General features: G+C 58.2%; 16 protein-coding genes. All 16 read left to right on the top strand.

What is annotated here, in order from left to right:
- Positions 1 to 21: 21 nt before the first annotated feature.
- The 16 genes from QNH97_RS19425 (at position 22) to QNH97_RS19350 (ending at position 13651) form a co-directional block, all read left to right on the top strand.
- Positions 22 to 183 (top strand): DUF2635 domain-containing protein, encoded by a 162-nt coding sequence (locus tag QNH97_RS19425; RefSeq protein WP_283553467.1) that lies wholly within the window; start codon positions 22 to 24, stop codon positions 181 to 183.
- Positions 180 to 1277 (top strand): phage tail sheath C-terminal domain-containing protein, encoded by a 1098-nt coding sequence (locus tag QNH97_RS19420; RefSeq protein ID WP_283553466.1) that lies wholly within the window; start codon positions 180 to 182, stop codon positions 1275 to 1277. The genes QNH97_RS19425 and QNH97_RS19420 overlap by 4 nt, the downstream gene beginning before the upstream one ends.
- Before the next feature lie 13 nt (positions 1278 to 1290).
- A complete protein-coding gene (locus tag QNH97_RS19415) occupies positions 1291 to 1662 on the top strand; it encodes a phage tail protein (RefSeq protein ID WP_283553465.1) in 372 nt (123 codons plus the stop codon).
- Positions 1663 to 1666: 4 nt separating this feature from the next.
- Entirely contained in the window at positions 1667 to 2053 is a 387-nt protein-coding gene (locus tag QNH97_RS19410) for a hypothetical protein (protein ID WP_283553464.1), read from the top strand.
- A 178-nt stretch (positions 2054 to 2231) separates the two neighbouring features.
- Entirely contained in the window at positions 2232 to 4463 is a 2232-nt protein-coding gene (locus QNH97_RS19405) for a phage tail tape measure protein (RefSeq protein WP_283553463.1), read from the top strand.
- Complete coding sequence (locus QNH97_RS19400; protein ID WP_283553462.1) at positions 4460 to 5785, top strand: DNA circularization protein; 1326 nt, start codon at positions 4460 to 4462, stop codon at positions 5783 to 5785. Before QNH97_RS19405 ends, QNH97_RS19400 begins: the two co-directional genes overlap by 4 nt.
- Entirely contained in the window at positions 5769 to 6896 is a 1128-nt protein-coding gene (locus QNH97_RS19395) for a phage baseplate assembly protein (protein WP_283553461.1), read from the top strand. The genes QNH97_RS19400 and QNH97_RS19395 overlap by 17 nt, the downstream gene beginning before the upstream one ends.
- Positions 6896 to 7456 (top strand): phage baseplate assembly protein domain-containing protein, encoded by a 561-nt coding sequence (locus QNH97_RS19390; protein WP_283553460.1) that lies wholly within the window; start codon positions 6896 to 6898, stop codon positions 7454 to 7456. The genes QNH97_RS19395 and QNH97_RS19390 overlap by 1 nt, the downstream gene beginning before the upstream one ends.
- Positions 7356 to 8225, top strand: coding sequence for a hypothetical protein (locus QNH97_RS19385; protein WP_283553459.1), 870 nt, complete (start codon positions 7356 to 7358; stop codon positions 8223 to 8225). The genes QNH97_RS19390 and QNH97_RS19385 overlap by 101 nt, the downstream gene beginning before the upstream one ends.
- 49 nt (positions 8226 to 8274) lie before the next feature.
- Positions 8275 to 8625, top strand: a complete 351-nt coding sequence (locus QNH97_RS19380) for a phage GP46 family protein (RefSeq protein ID WP_283553458.1) — start codon at positions 8275 to 8277, stop codon at positions 8623 to 8625.
- A 1-nt stretch (position 8626) separates the two neighbouring features.
- Entirely contained in the window at positions 8627 to 9697 is a 1071-nt protein-coding gene (locus tag QNH97_RS19375) for a baseplate J/gp47 family protein (protein WP_283553457.1), read from the top strand.
- Positions 9694 to 10269: a YmfQ family protein gene (locus tag QNH97_RS19370; RefSeq protein WP_283553456.1), complete on the top strand. Its 576-nt coding sequence runs from the start codon at positions 9694 to 9696 to the stop codon at positions 10267 to 10269. The genes QNH97_RS19375 and QNH97_RS19370 overlap by 4 nt, the downstream gene beginning before the upstream one ends.
- Complete coding sequence (locus QNH97_RS19365; protein ID WP_283553455.1) at positions 10269 to 11573, top strand: hypothetical protein; 1305 nt, start codon at positions 10269 to 10271, stop codon at positions 11571 to 11573. Before QNH97_RS19370 ends, QNH97_RS19365 begins: the two co-directional genes overlap by 1 nt.
- Positions 11573 to 11977: a tail fiber assembly protein gene (locus tag QNH97_RS19360; RefSeq protein ID WP_283553454.1), complete on the top strand. Its 405-nt coding sequence runs from the start codon at positions 11573 to 11575 to the stop codon at positions 11975 to 11977. The genes QNH97_RS19365 and QNH97_RS19360 overlap by 1 nt, the downstream gene beginning before the upstream one ends.
- Before the next feature lie 152 nt (positions 11978 to 12129).
- On the top strand, positions 12130 to 12630 hold the full coding sequence (locus QNH97_RS19355; RefSeq protein ID WP_283553453.1) for a sigma-70 family RNA polymerase sigma factor: 501 nt from the start codon (positions 12130 to 12132) through the stop codon (positions 12628 to 12630).
- A 37-nt stretch (positions 12631 to 12667) separates the two neighbouring features.
- Complete coding sequence (locus QNH97_RS19350; RefSeq protein WP_283553452.1) at positions 12668 to 13651, top strand: FecR family protein; 984 nt, start codon at positions 12668 to 12670, stop codon at positions 13649 to 13651.
- The last annotated feature ends 46 nt before the right edge of the window (positions 13652 to 13697 follow it).

The raw sequence follows: 13697 nt of genomic DNA, 5'->3' as shown, positions 1-13697 counted from the left end.
GCGCCTGGTCACCGAGTGCCCATGGAAAAAGACCCGTATCAACAGATCGAAGCGGCACCCGCTGACTCGGTCGAGGTGCCGGACACTTCTTATTACCGTCGCCGAATTGCGGCGGGCGAACTGCTCATCAGCAAGAAGCCTCGCAGCAGTGCCAAACAACCCGCACAGGAGCCCGTCGAATGAGCATTGCCTTTGACACGATCCCGGCCTCGATCCGCAAGCCGGGTGCCTATTTTGAATTCAACACCAGCCTTGCCGTGCGTACACTGCCGACGAATAAACAGAGCATTTGCCTGATTGTTCCGCTTGGCGCCAACGCGACGGCGGCACCGCATGTGCCGATCCAGGTCTACAGTGCCACCGAAGCTGGGAAGCTCTTTGGGCCGGTTGCTGAAGAGATGGTCGCCGCTGCGATTGGAGCCTATCGCTACGTGGCTATCTCGGCCGTGGGTGTTGTGGTTGAAGGTGACGCCGAGCCAAGCATTACCGCCGCGCTGGATGCCACGGCGCTGGGCGGCTACACGCTGTTGGTGCCTGCCTGGTTCAGCCAAACCGCGTTGACTGCGCTGCGCACGCATATCCAGACCTACACCGACTCTATCGAGCAACAAAGCATCATCGGTGTGGCGGCGTTGACCAGCACCTTGTCCGCCGCCACCACGTTGGCCGCCTCGCTGAACTCGGGTGCGATCACCTTGGCCGTGCTGCCGGGCACCAACTCGACAGCGCGTCAGGTGGCTGCTGCCTACGCCGCCGTGATTGCTTCGGAGGAAGATCCGGCCCGGCCATTGAATACCCTGGTGCTGAAGGGTATCCAGGTGCCGACCATCACCCAGCGTCTTGGCCGCACCGAGCAGGAAACCGCGCTGGCCAATGGCGTTACACCATTGGAGGTTGCGGCCGGTGATGTGATTCAAATCGTGCGCGCCGTCACGACTTACACCAAGTCCGCAGCCGGTGCGACGGATGTGTCGCTGCTCGATCTGACCACCATGCGCATCCTGTATTACGTGCGCAATGCCTGTCGCGAGCGCATTCGCCTGCGCTTCCCTCGCTCGAAACTCTCCAAGAAAACGCCAGACGCCGTGCGCGGCGAGCTGCTGGACGTGCTGCTCAAGCTGGAAGAGCTGGAGATCATCGAAGAGGTGGAGGCCAACGCCGATGGCTTGGTGGTCGAGCGCTCGCTCCAGGACGTGAACCGCCTCAACGCTTCCATTCCCACCGATGTCGTCAACGGCCTGCATGTGTTTGCTGGCCGCATCGACCTGCTCTTGTAAGAGGTAACGCTAGATGGCTGATAACTATGTGGGACAAATCGTCCTGGAGATCAACGGCACCGACTATGAAGTGCTCAGTGTTGAGCCGAGCCTCAAGACCGGACGCAAGGTGGTCAAGACCATGAACCGTACCGGTCGAGCTTCCGGCACGGCGAAAGGCATTGAAGAGCATGAGCTGAAAATCTCGGTGGCCATTCCCAAGTCGGGCGAACCGGATTGGCGCGCATTGATGGACGCCAAAATCACGATTTATCCCCAGGACGGTGGCAGCAAGCGCCAGACCTGGACCGGCTGCTCGTTGCTGGAGATGGGCAGCAAGTACCAGGTCGAAGGTGAAGCCACCCGAGATCTAACCGTCGCTGCATTGAACTACTACACGGAGTGAGGGAATGACCGAGCAATCGAATAAAGAGTGGGATGGCTTGACCATCAGCGGTGAGCTGCAAATCGGTGTGTACTACGCCGGAACGCGCCATAAGCGTTTCACACTACGAACGCCTGTCACCGGAGATTTGATCGGCGCACAAGAACTCTTCCCCCATGGGCCAATGCAACTGATCACGGTCGATGTGTATCGCCGCCAGCTTCTTTACTTGGGTGATATTCCGGCCGAGGCGTTGACAACGGATCTGCTACGCGTAGCGCTGACTGAAAGCGATCTTGGCCTACTCGCAGATGCCGATGCCGCGTTGGAAAAAAAGCTCGCGCCGCCGAGCGCGGCATCGCCGACTGGCGACGCATTGAGCATGGACTCGTCCGAGCAGGCTACCGCCTAGACGAGATCCGGCGGATGACTCGGCCGGAGATCGACGCACGTATTGACCTGATCTTAGGCAAGCCCAAAGCCACGCGGTACGTGAGCAAACGGCAACGTAAAAAGTTGCCTGCCCCCAAGTGATTCAAAGGCTCGATACCGGGCCTTTCTTGTATCTGTAAGACGCTCTGGAGTGTTTGATGAGTTCAGATTTGCGCGTTGCGCTCCGTATTCAAGCCCACTCGGGAAACAGCCGCCGCGAAATCGACCAGCTCAACCGCGACTTGCGCAAGGCTGGCAAGGAAGGCGCAAAGTCATTGGCCGATGAAAGCTGGAAGGCTGGGGCGGCCATTTCAAAGGTCGGCCAGGCTGGCGCAACGAGTTACCAGGTCATCCGAAACTCCATGCGCGAAACCGCGAAAGCGGGCTCGCAGACTCGGCTAGAGATCAGCAAGACCAAGGACGAACTTAAAGCGATGGCCGACGCTGGGCGCAAGGCTGCGCGAGACATCAAGGCCGACGCCGCAAGCGCGGATAGTCAAGGTGTGCAGCCGCTTCGTCAAAGCGTTGAGCGCACCGAATCAGCCTTCCGTCGTCTGGCGCAAAATGGTGGCCGCAATCTCCAGGCGCTTAAGGCTGTCGCAGCAGGTGTTCGCAAAGAGTTTGATCGAATCAAGTTTTTGGGGGCGAGTGCTCAGGGCCAATTGGCAGGCCTTGGCGTTGGCATAGGCGCTGTGGCCGGTTTGACCGGTAGTGCTCGTTTAGATCGTCAGTTAATCCGCACAAAACAAACGGCGAACATGTCGCCAGAGCAGAAGGACGATTGGAAGAACGAAGGCTTTAGGATCGCCAAGGACTACGGTTTGAGCCGCGAAAGTGTGGACTCTGGTTTTAATACCTTGATCGCCTCAGGCATGGATTATGACCCGGCTAAAAAGACTGCCGATGCTATCGGTCAGGCATCAACTATCACGGGCGCAGATTCCGCCGTCCTGGGTAAGGCTGTTGTTGCGGCTGCAAGCGCCTTTAACATCGATCTGAACAAGGGCGATGCGGCCCTCGACCTTTTGCAAAAAATGACCGTCGCAGGCCGCCTCGGTACGGCGGAACTTGAGAACTTATCTGATCTGTTTCCCAAAATTGGCGGTGTCGCATCAGCCGCAGGCATGTCGATTGAGCAAGCTCTCGCCTTCACTGAAGCCCTTTCGAAAGTCGAGCTACAACCGGATCGACTCGGGACGTTGGCCGAATCTACCCTTCGCGTATTCAGTAATAAGCAATACCGAGATCAAATCACCAACTCAAGCGGTGTTGGCTTTTTCAACAAAGACGGGACATCAAAGAACCCACTCGCTGTATTTGAAGAGTTGAAAAGAAAGTACAGCGCAATGAAAACAGATGAACAACGCGCAAAGTTTATGGGCGTCGTTTTCAAGGGCATGGACCAGGACACCGTGCGCGGTATGCGCAGCATGTTGACCGGCGAGCGCTTGGACGACTTCCGCAATGGCGCTACCACGCTCCAGAAAGCCGAACCAATCTTCAACAGTGACCTGAAAGAAAACACGAACAGTGCCAGCGGTACGGCTGCCCGAATGAAAGCTACTTTGGGTGAGGCCATCGACCGAATGGCGACGCCTATTAATAAAACCTTCGCGGATATGGGGAGCTACCTGCTCGATGACTTGAATTTGTCGGGCGAACAAATGCTCATGGGTGGTGCAGCATTGGGCGTGGGTGGTTATTACGGTGGGCGTGGTGCCAAAGCCGGTGCAGGTGCGTTGCTGAACAGGGTAATGGGTGGACCGGAGACGCTGAAGAACATAGCGGTCGGTAAGGTGTTGGAGGAAGCCACGGGAGTCACTTCAGTGTTTGTGACTAATTGGCCGGGCAACATGCAGTCTGGCGTTGGAATGCCGGATATCCCCGGTGGCACCTCTTCATCTGGCAAGGGCAAGCCTGGTGGTTTTATTGCGCCATGGTTGGCACCGATTGCGCTTGGCGTCAGTGCAACGCAACTCAGCGGATCGACCGGTCAGAACACCGACGAAGATCGCTTGGCCATGGTTGCAAGGAACAAGCTTTTGGACGACGGGCAGCGTGCCTATCAATCATCGTTCTATGGCAACCGCATTGCTCTGGCCGGGCAGAATCCCGGCCAATCTCAGGACTGGTTGTCGAGCCAAGCCCAACGCTTGGCGCATCAACAAACGGGGCTGACAGCTTCGGGCACATCCGTCGCAGGTGCCAACGCTTGGGCGGCTGGGGTTGCCAATCGTGCCGTAGGCGCTGGGGCTGATACACAAGCCGCAGTAACGCGCTTGCAGCAGCTCCTAGACAAACCATTGGTCATTGAGGTTCGGTCTGACTCACGAATGATCCAGGCCGAAGTCGAGCGCCGTACCGACCTGCAAGTGAGGCGCGGCCAATGAGCTGGGCGGAAACTTTACTGGACGCCTCCTTTCGCGGGGTGGCGCTCCAGGTTGTCGAGGAAAGTCTCCAGGCCCAACGGGCTTTGGCCGAGCACGGCACGCCCTTTAAGGACGGAGACAGTGTTAGGGATCTAGGGCGCGGTGCCCGTCGCTTTCAAATGCAAATCGTAGTGTTCGGCGTCAACTATGAGTTGGAACTACAGAACATCTTACGAGCCCTAGACACGCCAGGCCCTGGAGAACTGATCCATCCCATCTATGGCAGCCTCAGTGTCGTTAGCCAGACGTGGGAGGTGAAGCACAACGCGGACGGCCCCGACTCAGCCCTGGTCAGTCTGCTATTTCTGGAGGACACACCGGAGCTGCCATTCTTTGCCCGTCAGTTCGAATTCGTCGACATCGGCGTCACTGACCTGGAAGAGCAAGCGAGATGGCAGGACGGTGTTTTTGATTTGTTCGGCCGTATCGATTCCCTTGTCAGTGAGATTCAATCCTGGATCGGTGGCGGTTGGATCGGGCTGATCGAAAAAGCCCTGGGCTTGCCCGGTATTTTCCTCCGTGTGCAACAACTGCGCTCACAGATCCTCGGCGTGGTCTCTGGTGTGGCGTCCATGGCCAAACATCCTTCGGCCGCTTACGACCCGCTGGTCGACCTGTTCCGCACTCCGACGCAGATCCGCAGCGCCGTCCAGGGCAGCACGCCCAGTACATCGACTGCATTGCTGTCGATGTCCGGCGTCCCGGCCAGCATCCCCGGCGGTGCCAGCCTGACTACTGAGGCGGCGCGAGCGGGCAACGCTTTTTTGATCAGCGCCCGCCAGGGAAATGCACCGGATGCCAACCTGTTGCCCGACGGTATGCCTGATGATCCAGTGGAAAGTAGCGGCTTTGCCCTGGTGGTGCTGGTCATCACTGAATTGGCGGCGGCACATGCCCAGGCGGTGGCCATCGTCATCGAGGACGAAGGCCAAAAGCCGACGCTCAGCCCGTTGGAATTGGAAGGCCTGGTTAACCTGGTGCGTTCGTTGGTCCAGTCCGCAATCCTGCTTCAGCGGCGTTTGTATGACGTTGAGACCTCGCGGCCTATCATCGAAGCGTTGCGCAACACTGCCGCGCTGATCCAGGCCCGCGCTCGCCAGGTCATCTTGCAGAGCCCGCCCATGGTTGAGCGCCTGGTCGAGACACCGGCCAGTCTTCGCCTATTGGCCCATCGCTGGTATGGCGACCACACCCGCGCCCTTGAGTTGATCCGCCTCAATCCCGACCTGAATACCCCACACAACATCCCGGCCGGGAGGGTGCTACGTGCCTACGCAGAATGACCAAACGGCACCGATCCGCCTGGCCATTGGTGGGTTGGCCCACGACACTTGGGACGGTTGGTCGGTTGAATCCGACTTGCTGACACCTGCGGATGCCTTTGAGCTGGAGCTGTACACCAAGGACACGACGCGCTTGCCGTCCGTATTGAAAGAAGGTGCGCCGTGTTCCCTGACGCTGGGGACGGATCGCGTGCTGACGGGCCAACTCGACGAGTTCGAGCACGATATTTCCCGTCAGGGCATTTCAATTCGCATCAACGGCCGCGACCGTGCTGCTCCCCTGGTTGACTGCTCGGCGCCATTCGTATCGATGCGCGAAGCCTCGTTGGCGCAGATCCTTGACCAGGTGGTTAAACCCTTGGGCATTGACCGGGTCGAGATCCGCGCCGACCAGGCCAAGACCCGGCGCCGCATTCAGATAGAGCCAGGCCAAACAGCTTGGGAGGCGTTGCTCCAGGTTGCCGAGGCTAATGGGCTATGGCCATGGGTCGAACCCGATGGCCGCCTGGTCATTGGTGGTCCCGACTACAACACGCCACCGGTTGGCGCGCTGATCATGCGTGAGGATGGCATCGGCAACAACGTGCAACGCCTGAGCGTGCGCCGTTCCATCGCCAACCGTTTTAGCCAGATCACCGTCCTTGGCCAGCACGGGCAGTACGACAATGACGGCCTCGACACCAAGCGTTCCCACTTGCGTTCGGTCATCCAGGACGAAACCTTGGCCCGCCGGGGGATCTTTCGGCCCAAGGTTATTATCGACAGCGCCAGCGAGAACCAGGACATGGCCACCACCCGCGCCCGCAAGCTGTTGGCTGACAGCCGTCTGGAAGGTTTCGAGATCCGCGCCATCGTCCAGGGGCACCGGGCCGACAACGGGCAGGTTTGGACACCTGGCCAGCGCATCATCGTCCGTAGCGAGCCCCACGAACTGGATGCCACCTATTTCTTGATGGCTCGTACCTTGCGCTTGTCCCGGGGTGAAGGGGCAATTACCGAGCTGCGTTTGCGAGAAGACAAAATGTGGGTACTCGATGGCGTGAAGCAGAAGAAGCATAAAGGCAAGGTCCATAAAGACGCGGCCTTCATCGAAATGGTTAAGGGGTTGTGATGAGCAATATGGGGCGATTGATTCGCGACCAGGTCGGGCGCTTCATGTCGAATATACGTCTGCCGTTCCGTGCCGTCGCGGCCCGTAATAGCCATGGCAAGCTGATCGGTGTGGACATGCAAGGTTTGTCCGGCGAGTCGGTGACTGGGGAGCTGTTCCAGCACTATGGCTATAGCTCCGCACCTTTGCCGGGAGCTGAATATCTGGTTATCCCTGTGGGAGGCAACAGCAAACATGCCATTGTTGCCGCCAGTGAGGACGGTCGCTACAGAATCGCGCTCCAGGACGGCGAAGTGTCGATCTACACCGATGAGGGGGATTACGTGCATTTGAAGCGCGGCCGGGTGGTCGAGATCGTTACCGATACGCTGGTAATTAAGGCTGGGATGAAGGTGCGATTTGAAACTCCGTTGGTTGAGATGTCTGGAGACCAGCATAACGAGGGAAGCATCAAGGCTGATGGCGAAATTGCCGACCATGCGCGGACCATGCAGGCAGATCGTGATCTCTACAATCAACACGATCATGGGGGTGGCCCAAAGCCATCGCCAGCGCAGTGAGTTTCTGGTTACGATGGACGCAGATTTCCCGTCGAGTAAGCACAGCATGGCAGCGACCCTTTACGCACTTGTCCGCTTTTTCAAACAGGAGTCGCATCGCGAGGATTTTTTGCGCGGCAATTTGTACATGAATCGTCTGAAGTACTTCAGGCAATACGAAGAGCAGGACAAATGCAATATTGGGGATAGGCACGAAGGGCTGTCGGGTTGGCTTCAGCCTACAGATGTGAAAATGACAATTGAGAACAATAAGACTGGGGAGACCTTCCAGATTGAAGGATTCGCTGGACCGCTAAGACTTGGTTATCACCATCACGACGAGTACCACGTCTATTGTATGTCGGCGCTCTATTGCAATGATGACTCCGCCAAAAGTCTTGAAACGATCAGGTCTGAAGCAATGCTCGACGTCGACAAAGGCGACCTAGGCGATTATTGCTCCGTCATTTTCGGTTTGGATCATTTTTTCTCTCGCTTGGACAGCGCCCTTGATGGGCTGACCCAAAATCGATCGAATTATGGCCTAGTTGAGTACTACGACCCGATCACCTTTAGTGGCACGTTTAAAGGAGACGAAGCCTTTCTGAGAAAAGCCAACAGCTTCGGTCACCAAAGAGAGTTTAGGATTTTCGCTTGGGATGGATCTAAAGGAAATGATGCTCGCACGCTCAACATTGGCGATCTTTCAGATATTGTTTTCAATTGCCATAAAAGTGAACTTAACAAGCTCGTCTCCCTACAGATTTCTATGCCCATCCTGGAACCTTAAATCACCCTGAAAGTCCTTTCCAGCGCATAGCGCTGCAAGATGCCTGCCTATGGACGCAGGCATAAACCCCACCACTGGCGACTTGACGGGCCAGCGTATCAATACGCTGGCAAACGCCGTCTACATCCGCCTCATGACTCCCCTCGGAACCTGGTGGGCTGATCCCGAGTTGGGTTCCCGCCTGCATGAACTTCGCCGCGAAAAAGACCGCCCTCGGGTTGGCATCCTCGCCAAGCAATACGCCGAGCAAGCGCTCCAACCCCTGCTGGATGACGGCCGCGCCAAGAAGATCACCATTACCGCCGAGCAGCCTCACAACGGCTGGCTTGAGCTGCAAACCGACATCATCGACGCCACCGGCAATTCGCAGGTGTTTCGCCAACCTGTAAGGGTGATTTGACATGGCCTTTTCCGCCCCCTCGCTGGAGGAAATTCTCGCGGGCATTCTGCGGGACATTCGCAACCTCCAAGCCGAAGCCGATATCGGCACTGACAGCGATAACTATGTCCGTTCGGCGGCGGTTGCCGCCGCCATTGAGGGGCTGTATCAGAAGATTGCTTGGACGTATCGCCAGATATTCCCCGATACAGCAGACGAAGACGAGCTGGTCCGAACCGCTGCGATAAGAGGCGTGCCACGTAAAGAAGCCGTTGCCTCGACAGGTACGGTGGAGCTGAAAGGCGTTGCGGGGGTTGAGCTGTTGCAAGGCTCGACAATCACGCACGTAGTGACCGGTGAACGGTTTAACACGCTATCTAGCGCGACAATTGGCACAGGTGGCACGGCGACAGTCCAGGCCAGGGCAGAGAGTTTGGGAACTGGGCTCAATAATCTCTCCGGCGCGGTGATTCTGGTGAGTCCACCACTGGGCATGGATTCGGCGGCCACTTTCATCGGGCTGACAACCGGAGGTGAAGATAAGGAAAGGCCAGAGGCATTGCTTGCTCGCCTCCTGGACATTATTCAACTGCCCCCGGCCGGGGGCGCCGCCTACGACTTTAAGCGGTGGGCAAGAAGCGTGGACGGTGTCGCGGACGCACTGGTCATCCCGAGGCGTCGAGGTGGTGGCTCCGTCGACGTTGTCATCACCGCCAGTACGGGCAATCCGTCAGCCGAGGTCATCGCCAATTGCCTGGAATATATCCTGGAACAGTGTTCCGTCATCGCTGATGTGTGGGTCTATGCGCCTACGATTCGGACGGTCAATTGTACGGCGCAGGTCGAACTGACGGGAGGTTATACGCTGGCAGAGGTTCAGTCCGCTGCGCAGGTTGCCTATGAGGCATTGCTCGGCGCTTTGAAGCCTGGCGAAGCCCTCAAACGCTCGCAGATTGAGGCCATGGTCAACAACCTGGCGGGTGTTGTTGATCGCTCTGTGACGGCCCCGACCGGTAACGTCAGCGCGTCGGATGACCCGGCGCTGATCGGCTGGATTCGGCCTGGCACCATTACTCTGGGGCTGCTCGAATGACCGCGCTCTCGGATCAGATCCGGCTTTTACTACCTCCTGCGTCCTATGACGGACTAGCACCGAAACTATCCGCCACCATCGAGGCAGAGGCCAACGGGCTTACTGCTTCTGATGCTCAGATTGAAGCGACCTACAGCGCGATTTTTGCTGATAGCGGTATGGGGCTGGCCGAGTGGGAACGCGTGCTAGCGCTGCCTGATCCGTGCCTGATTGGCGTGCCGCAATCCGTCCGCCAGCGCGTCCAGGCAGTGGTTAGTAAGCTGCAAGCCCGTGGAGGCCAAAGCAAGCCCTTTTTTATCGCTCTGGCCAAGTCTCTTGGCTACGACATCACCATCACTACCTTTCGACCAGCCCGCGCAGGCTCCGCGCGAGCCGGTGACCGACTTTACGGCGGCGACTGGAATTTCACTTGGCGAGTCAGTGCCCCCGACGTGACCGTCACCTACGCAGTGGCGGGCTTAACCGCCGCAGGGGACCCCTTAGCATCCTGGGGCAACAAAGCACTTGAGTGCCGACTCAGCCAGATGAAACCGGCCGAGTCCATTTTGCTATTCGGCTACGGAGACAACTGATGCAAAAAATCGGAGATAGCACCAGCACGGCAAACGGTGCGGGTGAATACACCCAAGGACAGCCAGGCTCAGGTATTGACGCAACTATGATCACCGCCGCGTGGCTAAATGCCGTCCAGCGGGAGATCGTCAACGTAATTGCAGGGGCAGGCATTACTCTAAATCCTGCTGACGACTCGCAGTTGCTCAAGTCGATCCAGGCCATCCAGGCCGCAGCGAACACCTGGGCAAAGCTAACGGGCAAGCCTACGACCGTTTCGGGCTTTGGCATAACGGATGCTTTTACCAAGACTGAGGTGAGCACTGCAATTCAACAGGCTGTGGCCAGTCTGGTCGCCTCATCACCGGCTGCACTCGATACCCTCAAGGAACTTGCGGATGCTCTGGGCGGGGATCCGAACTTTGCCACCACCATGACGAACGCGCTTGCTGGAAAAGCCAGTATTGCCAGCATCCAGTCTCAAGGCGCTACAGCCTTCACTACTGGGGGGGCCGCTTCTGCATTAACGCTTACCCCGTCACCAGCTATAACCGCATACGCTGCCAACCAGCGATTCCGCGTGAAATTCAACGTGGCGAGTACTGGAGCGGACACGCTCAATATTTCCACCAAGGGGGCAAAAAGCCTCAAGCAGTATTCAATGTTCGGCGTCAAAATCCCGGCCGTCTTTATGGCCGGACAACTATCAGACGTCGAATACGACGGTATCGATTTTGTGCTGTTAAACCCTCTACCTATCTCAACCACTACCCAGGCCGAGCTGTGGGCACTACAGCCCATTGGTGTTCCTATTCCGGTATTCACGCATCTTTCGGCCGTGCTGGAGCCGCCGACCAATCAGTCCTACCGGTACATCAAACTCAGTGCCGCTGACCCCTATAACGACGGTGTGCTTATAGCGGAGGTAGTGAGCGGTAGCGCGCCTCTGGTACAGGCTAGTGGCCTAATCTCCTTGGCAGGTAGTCCGCTAAATAATCAGCGTATCAACCTCATTAACACAGAGCGGAGGTCGATTCGTGCGGGCTCGGTTGGGACGGTTGAGGACGATCAGTTCCAAGGCTTTGGGCTGGCTACACGCGGTACCAACCTCCCTACCACCTCCGTCGAACCGTTGCAAAGTCCTAATAACACAGGCATCGGCGGCAACTCTGTGGCAGCCGATCCCGGCGTGGTGTATCGAGCGACTGTTCGAAATGGTGCCTATCCACTGCTCGGTGATGACGGAGCGAACGGTACGCCGCGAATCGGTAACGAAACACGGACCAAGAACATCGGCGTGACTTACTACTTGAGGATTAAATAATGCCGTATGCAACTGATGGCATGGTATCGAGCGACGTCATCGAAGGCGGGGTCGAGATTACCGATGATCAATACCGGAAGGCCGTCGAAGGCATGTGCAATGGAATGCTCGTCAGCGTGGCCAATGGCTTTGCGTTGGCCTCTCCAGAGCTTCCGCAGCTACCGGATGTGAATATGCCAACGGAAGATGAGCTTCGAGCATCCGCGCTTGTGCAGCGCGACCAGATGCTGGCGGTAGCTACGACCCGCATGGCTCCGCTCCAGGATGCCGCTGACCTTGGAATTGCGACAGATATCGAATTGGCAGCGCTGCTGGAATGGAAGCAGTATCGCGTTGCGCTCAACCGAATTCAGATGGAGGCCGGATTTCCCACATCTTTCGATTGGCCCACTCAACCGTCCTAACAGAGGCTGGTGCCAATTACTCCGCTTAGCGGTGCCAAAACCGGCGCGCGCTTACAGGCTGGAAAAGCTTCGGACGACAGGCACCGCAATAGGTTTGCTTCGCCTTAATAGGAAGCATTACTATTCACGCCCCATTTCCACAGCGCGCCGCGATGACCCCCAAGCTGCCCCGCAGAACCGGCTTTTTCGAGCATTACGAAGAGTTGATCGGCACCTGGACCCGTCGCCTGCGCAATCGCCAGCAGGCCGAGGACCTGGCCCACGACACCTTTGTGCGGGTGCTTGAGTCCGATTCGGCCGGGGTCGAGCAGCCGCGGGCCTATCTGCACCAGACGGCACGCAATATTGCAGTGGATGGCTATCGGCGTGAAGATCGACGTGGGGCCATGGAGGAGGCGGCCGTCGACCACAGCCAGTCGCTTTCGGGCGACCCGGAGCACTACATGCACGCGATCCAGCTGGCAGACTCCATCGAGCGAGCGCTTGCCGAGCTGCCGGCCAACTGCCGTACGGTGTTTGTCTGGCAGAAGATCGAAGGCCTGACCCAGGCGGAAATCGCCGAGCGCCTGGGCTTGTCAAAAAATATGGTGGAAAAGTATATGATCCGCACCCTGCGGCATCTGCGCGATCGCCTGGACGGGCCAGGCCAATGATCCGTCGCCATCTTCCACCTGAACCACAGGACCTTGCATGATGGATAGCCGTGAATGCCCGTGCGGGCAGGACAGGGTTCGCGACGCGGCGGCGCAATGGTTCGTGCGCTTGCAAGCGCCTGCCATGAGTCTCGAGGAACGCCAGGGTTTCGAAGCCTGGCTCGACGAACATCCCAATCATCGCGATGAAATCCAGTTGCTCCAGGGTATCTGGAGCGCCACGGACCTGCTGCCCCGGGAACGCCTGCAAGCATTGTGCGAACGTCCCGCCGAACGCCCCAGGCGCCGGCCGTTGCTGCGCTATGCGGTCGCCGCCGGGCTGCTCGCGGTGGCGATCGGATTGGGTTTGTTCAGCGGCTTGAGTTCCTCCACCGATTACAGCGGCGAATTTGCCACGGCCTTCGGCGAGCGTCGGCACCTCGCATTGCCGGACGGCTCGGTGATCGACCTCAACAGCCGTAGCCGGATACGTGTTCAATTCGCGCACCATCAGCGGCGGGTGGAACTGCTCGAAGGCGAGGCGTTGTTCAGTGTCGAGCATGATGCCGGCCGCCCATTTACCGTCGAAGCGGGTAATGGCCAGGTGACGGTGACCGGGACGCGCTTCGACGTGCGTCGCGATGCTGACACAACCCGGGTGGCGGTGGAGCAGGGCAGCGTCAAGGTCCAGGGGCGGGGTGCGCCGCGATTGCAGTTCGTCAGCCTTACGGCGGGCCTGGGCACCCAGATCGATGCTCAGGGCAAGGTCGCCGCACCTTACGCGATCAACGCCGATGCGCTGACTGCCTGGCGCAGCGGCAAACTGGTGTTCAACAACGCGCCGTTGAGTGAAGTGGCCGAGGAGGTTTCCCGCTACCGGGCCAAGCCCTTGCGGGTCGGCAGCGCGGCGGTGGGCAATCTGCGCCTGACCAGCGTGTTCCGTTCCGATGATCCCGAGGCGCTGCTCAAGGCGCTGCCAAACATCCTGCCAGTGGCCGTGCGAACCCTGGAGGACGGCAGCCAGGAAATAATTGCGCGATAGATTCAGGTTTTTTTCGAGTTCTTCGTCTTCTTGTCCAACTGCAACT

The organism is Pseudomonas sp. G2-4 (assembly GCF_030064125.1).
In the GTDB taxonomy this organism is placed as follows: domain Bacteria; phylum Pseudomonadota; class Gammaproteobacteria; order Pseudomonadales; family Pseudomonadaceae; genus Aquipseudomonas.
Note: the sequence above shows the minus strand (reverse complement) of the source record. Positions and strands in the feature narration are given on the sequence as shown.

Coding starts and splice junctions, on each gene's coding strand:
- QNH97_RS19425 (WP_283553467.1), top strand. CDS start 22: ATGGAAAAAGACCCGTATCAACAGATCGAAGCGGCACCCGCTGACTCG.
- QNH97_RS19420 (WP_283553466.1), top strand. CDS start 180: ATGAGCATTGCCTTTGACACGATCCCGGCCTCGATCCGCAAGCCGGGT.
- QNH97_RS19415 (WP_283553465.1), top strand. CDS start 1,291: ATGGCTGATAACTATGTGGGACAAATCGTCCTGGAGATCAACGGCACC.
- QNH97_RS19410 (WP_283553464.1), top strand. CDS start 1,667: ATGACCGAGCAATCGAATAAAGAGTGGGATGGCTTGACCATCAGCGGT.
- QNH97_RS19405 (WP_283553463.1), top strand. CDS start 2,232: ATGAGTTCAGATTTGCGCGTTGCGCTCCGTATTCAAGCCCACTCGGGA.
- QNH97_RS19400 (WP_283553462.1), top strand. CDS start 4,460: ATGAGCTGGGCGGAAACTTTACTGGACGCCTCCTTTCGCGGGGTGGCG.
- QNH97_RS19390 (WP_283553460.1), top strand. CDS start 6,896: ATGAGCAATATGGGGCGATTGATTCGCGACCAGGTCGGGCGCTTCATG.
- QNH97_RS19385 (WP_283553459.1), top strand. CDS start 7,356: ATGGCGAAATTGCCGACCATGCGCGGACCATGCAGGCAGATCGTGATC.
- QNH97_RS19380 (WP_283553458.1), top strand. CDS start 8,275: ATGGACGCAGGCATAAACCCCACCACTGGCGACTTGACGGGCCAGCGT.
- QNH97_RS19375 (WP_283553457.1), top strand. CDS start 8,627: ATGGCCTTTTCCGCCCCCTCGCTGGAGGAAATTCTCGCGGGCATTCTG.
- QNH97_RS19370 (WP_283553456.1), top strand. CDS start 9,694: ATGACCGCGCTCTCGGATCAGATCCGGCTTTTACTACCTCCTGCGTCC.
- QNH97_RS19365 (WP_283553455.1), top strand. CDS start 10,269: ATGCAAAAAATCGGAGATAGCACCAGCACGGCAAACGGTGCGGGTGAA.
- QNH97_RS19360 (WP_283553454.1), top strand. CDS start 11,573: ATGCCGTATGCAACTGATGGCATGGTATCGAGCGACGTCATCGAAGGC.
- QNH97_RS19355 (WP_283553453.1), top strand. CDS start 12,130: ATGACCCCCAAGCTGCCCCGCAGAACCGGCTTTTTCGAGCATTACGAA.
- QNH97_RS19350 (WP_283553452.1), top strand. CDS start 12,668: ATGATGGATAGCCGTGAATGCCCGTGCGGGCAGGACAGGGTTCGCGAC.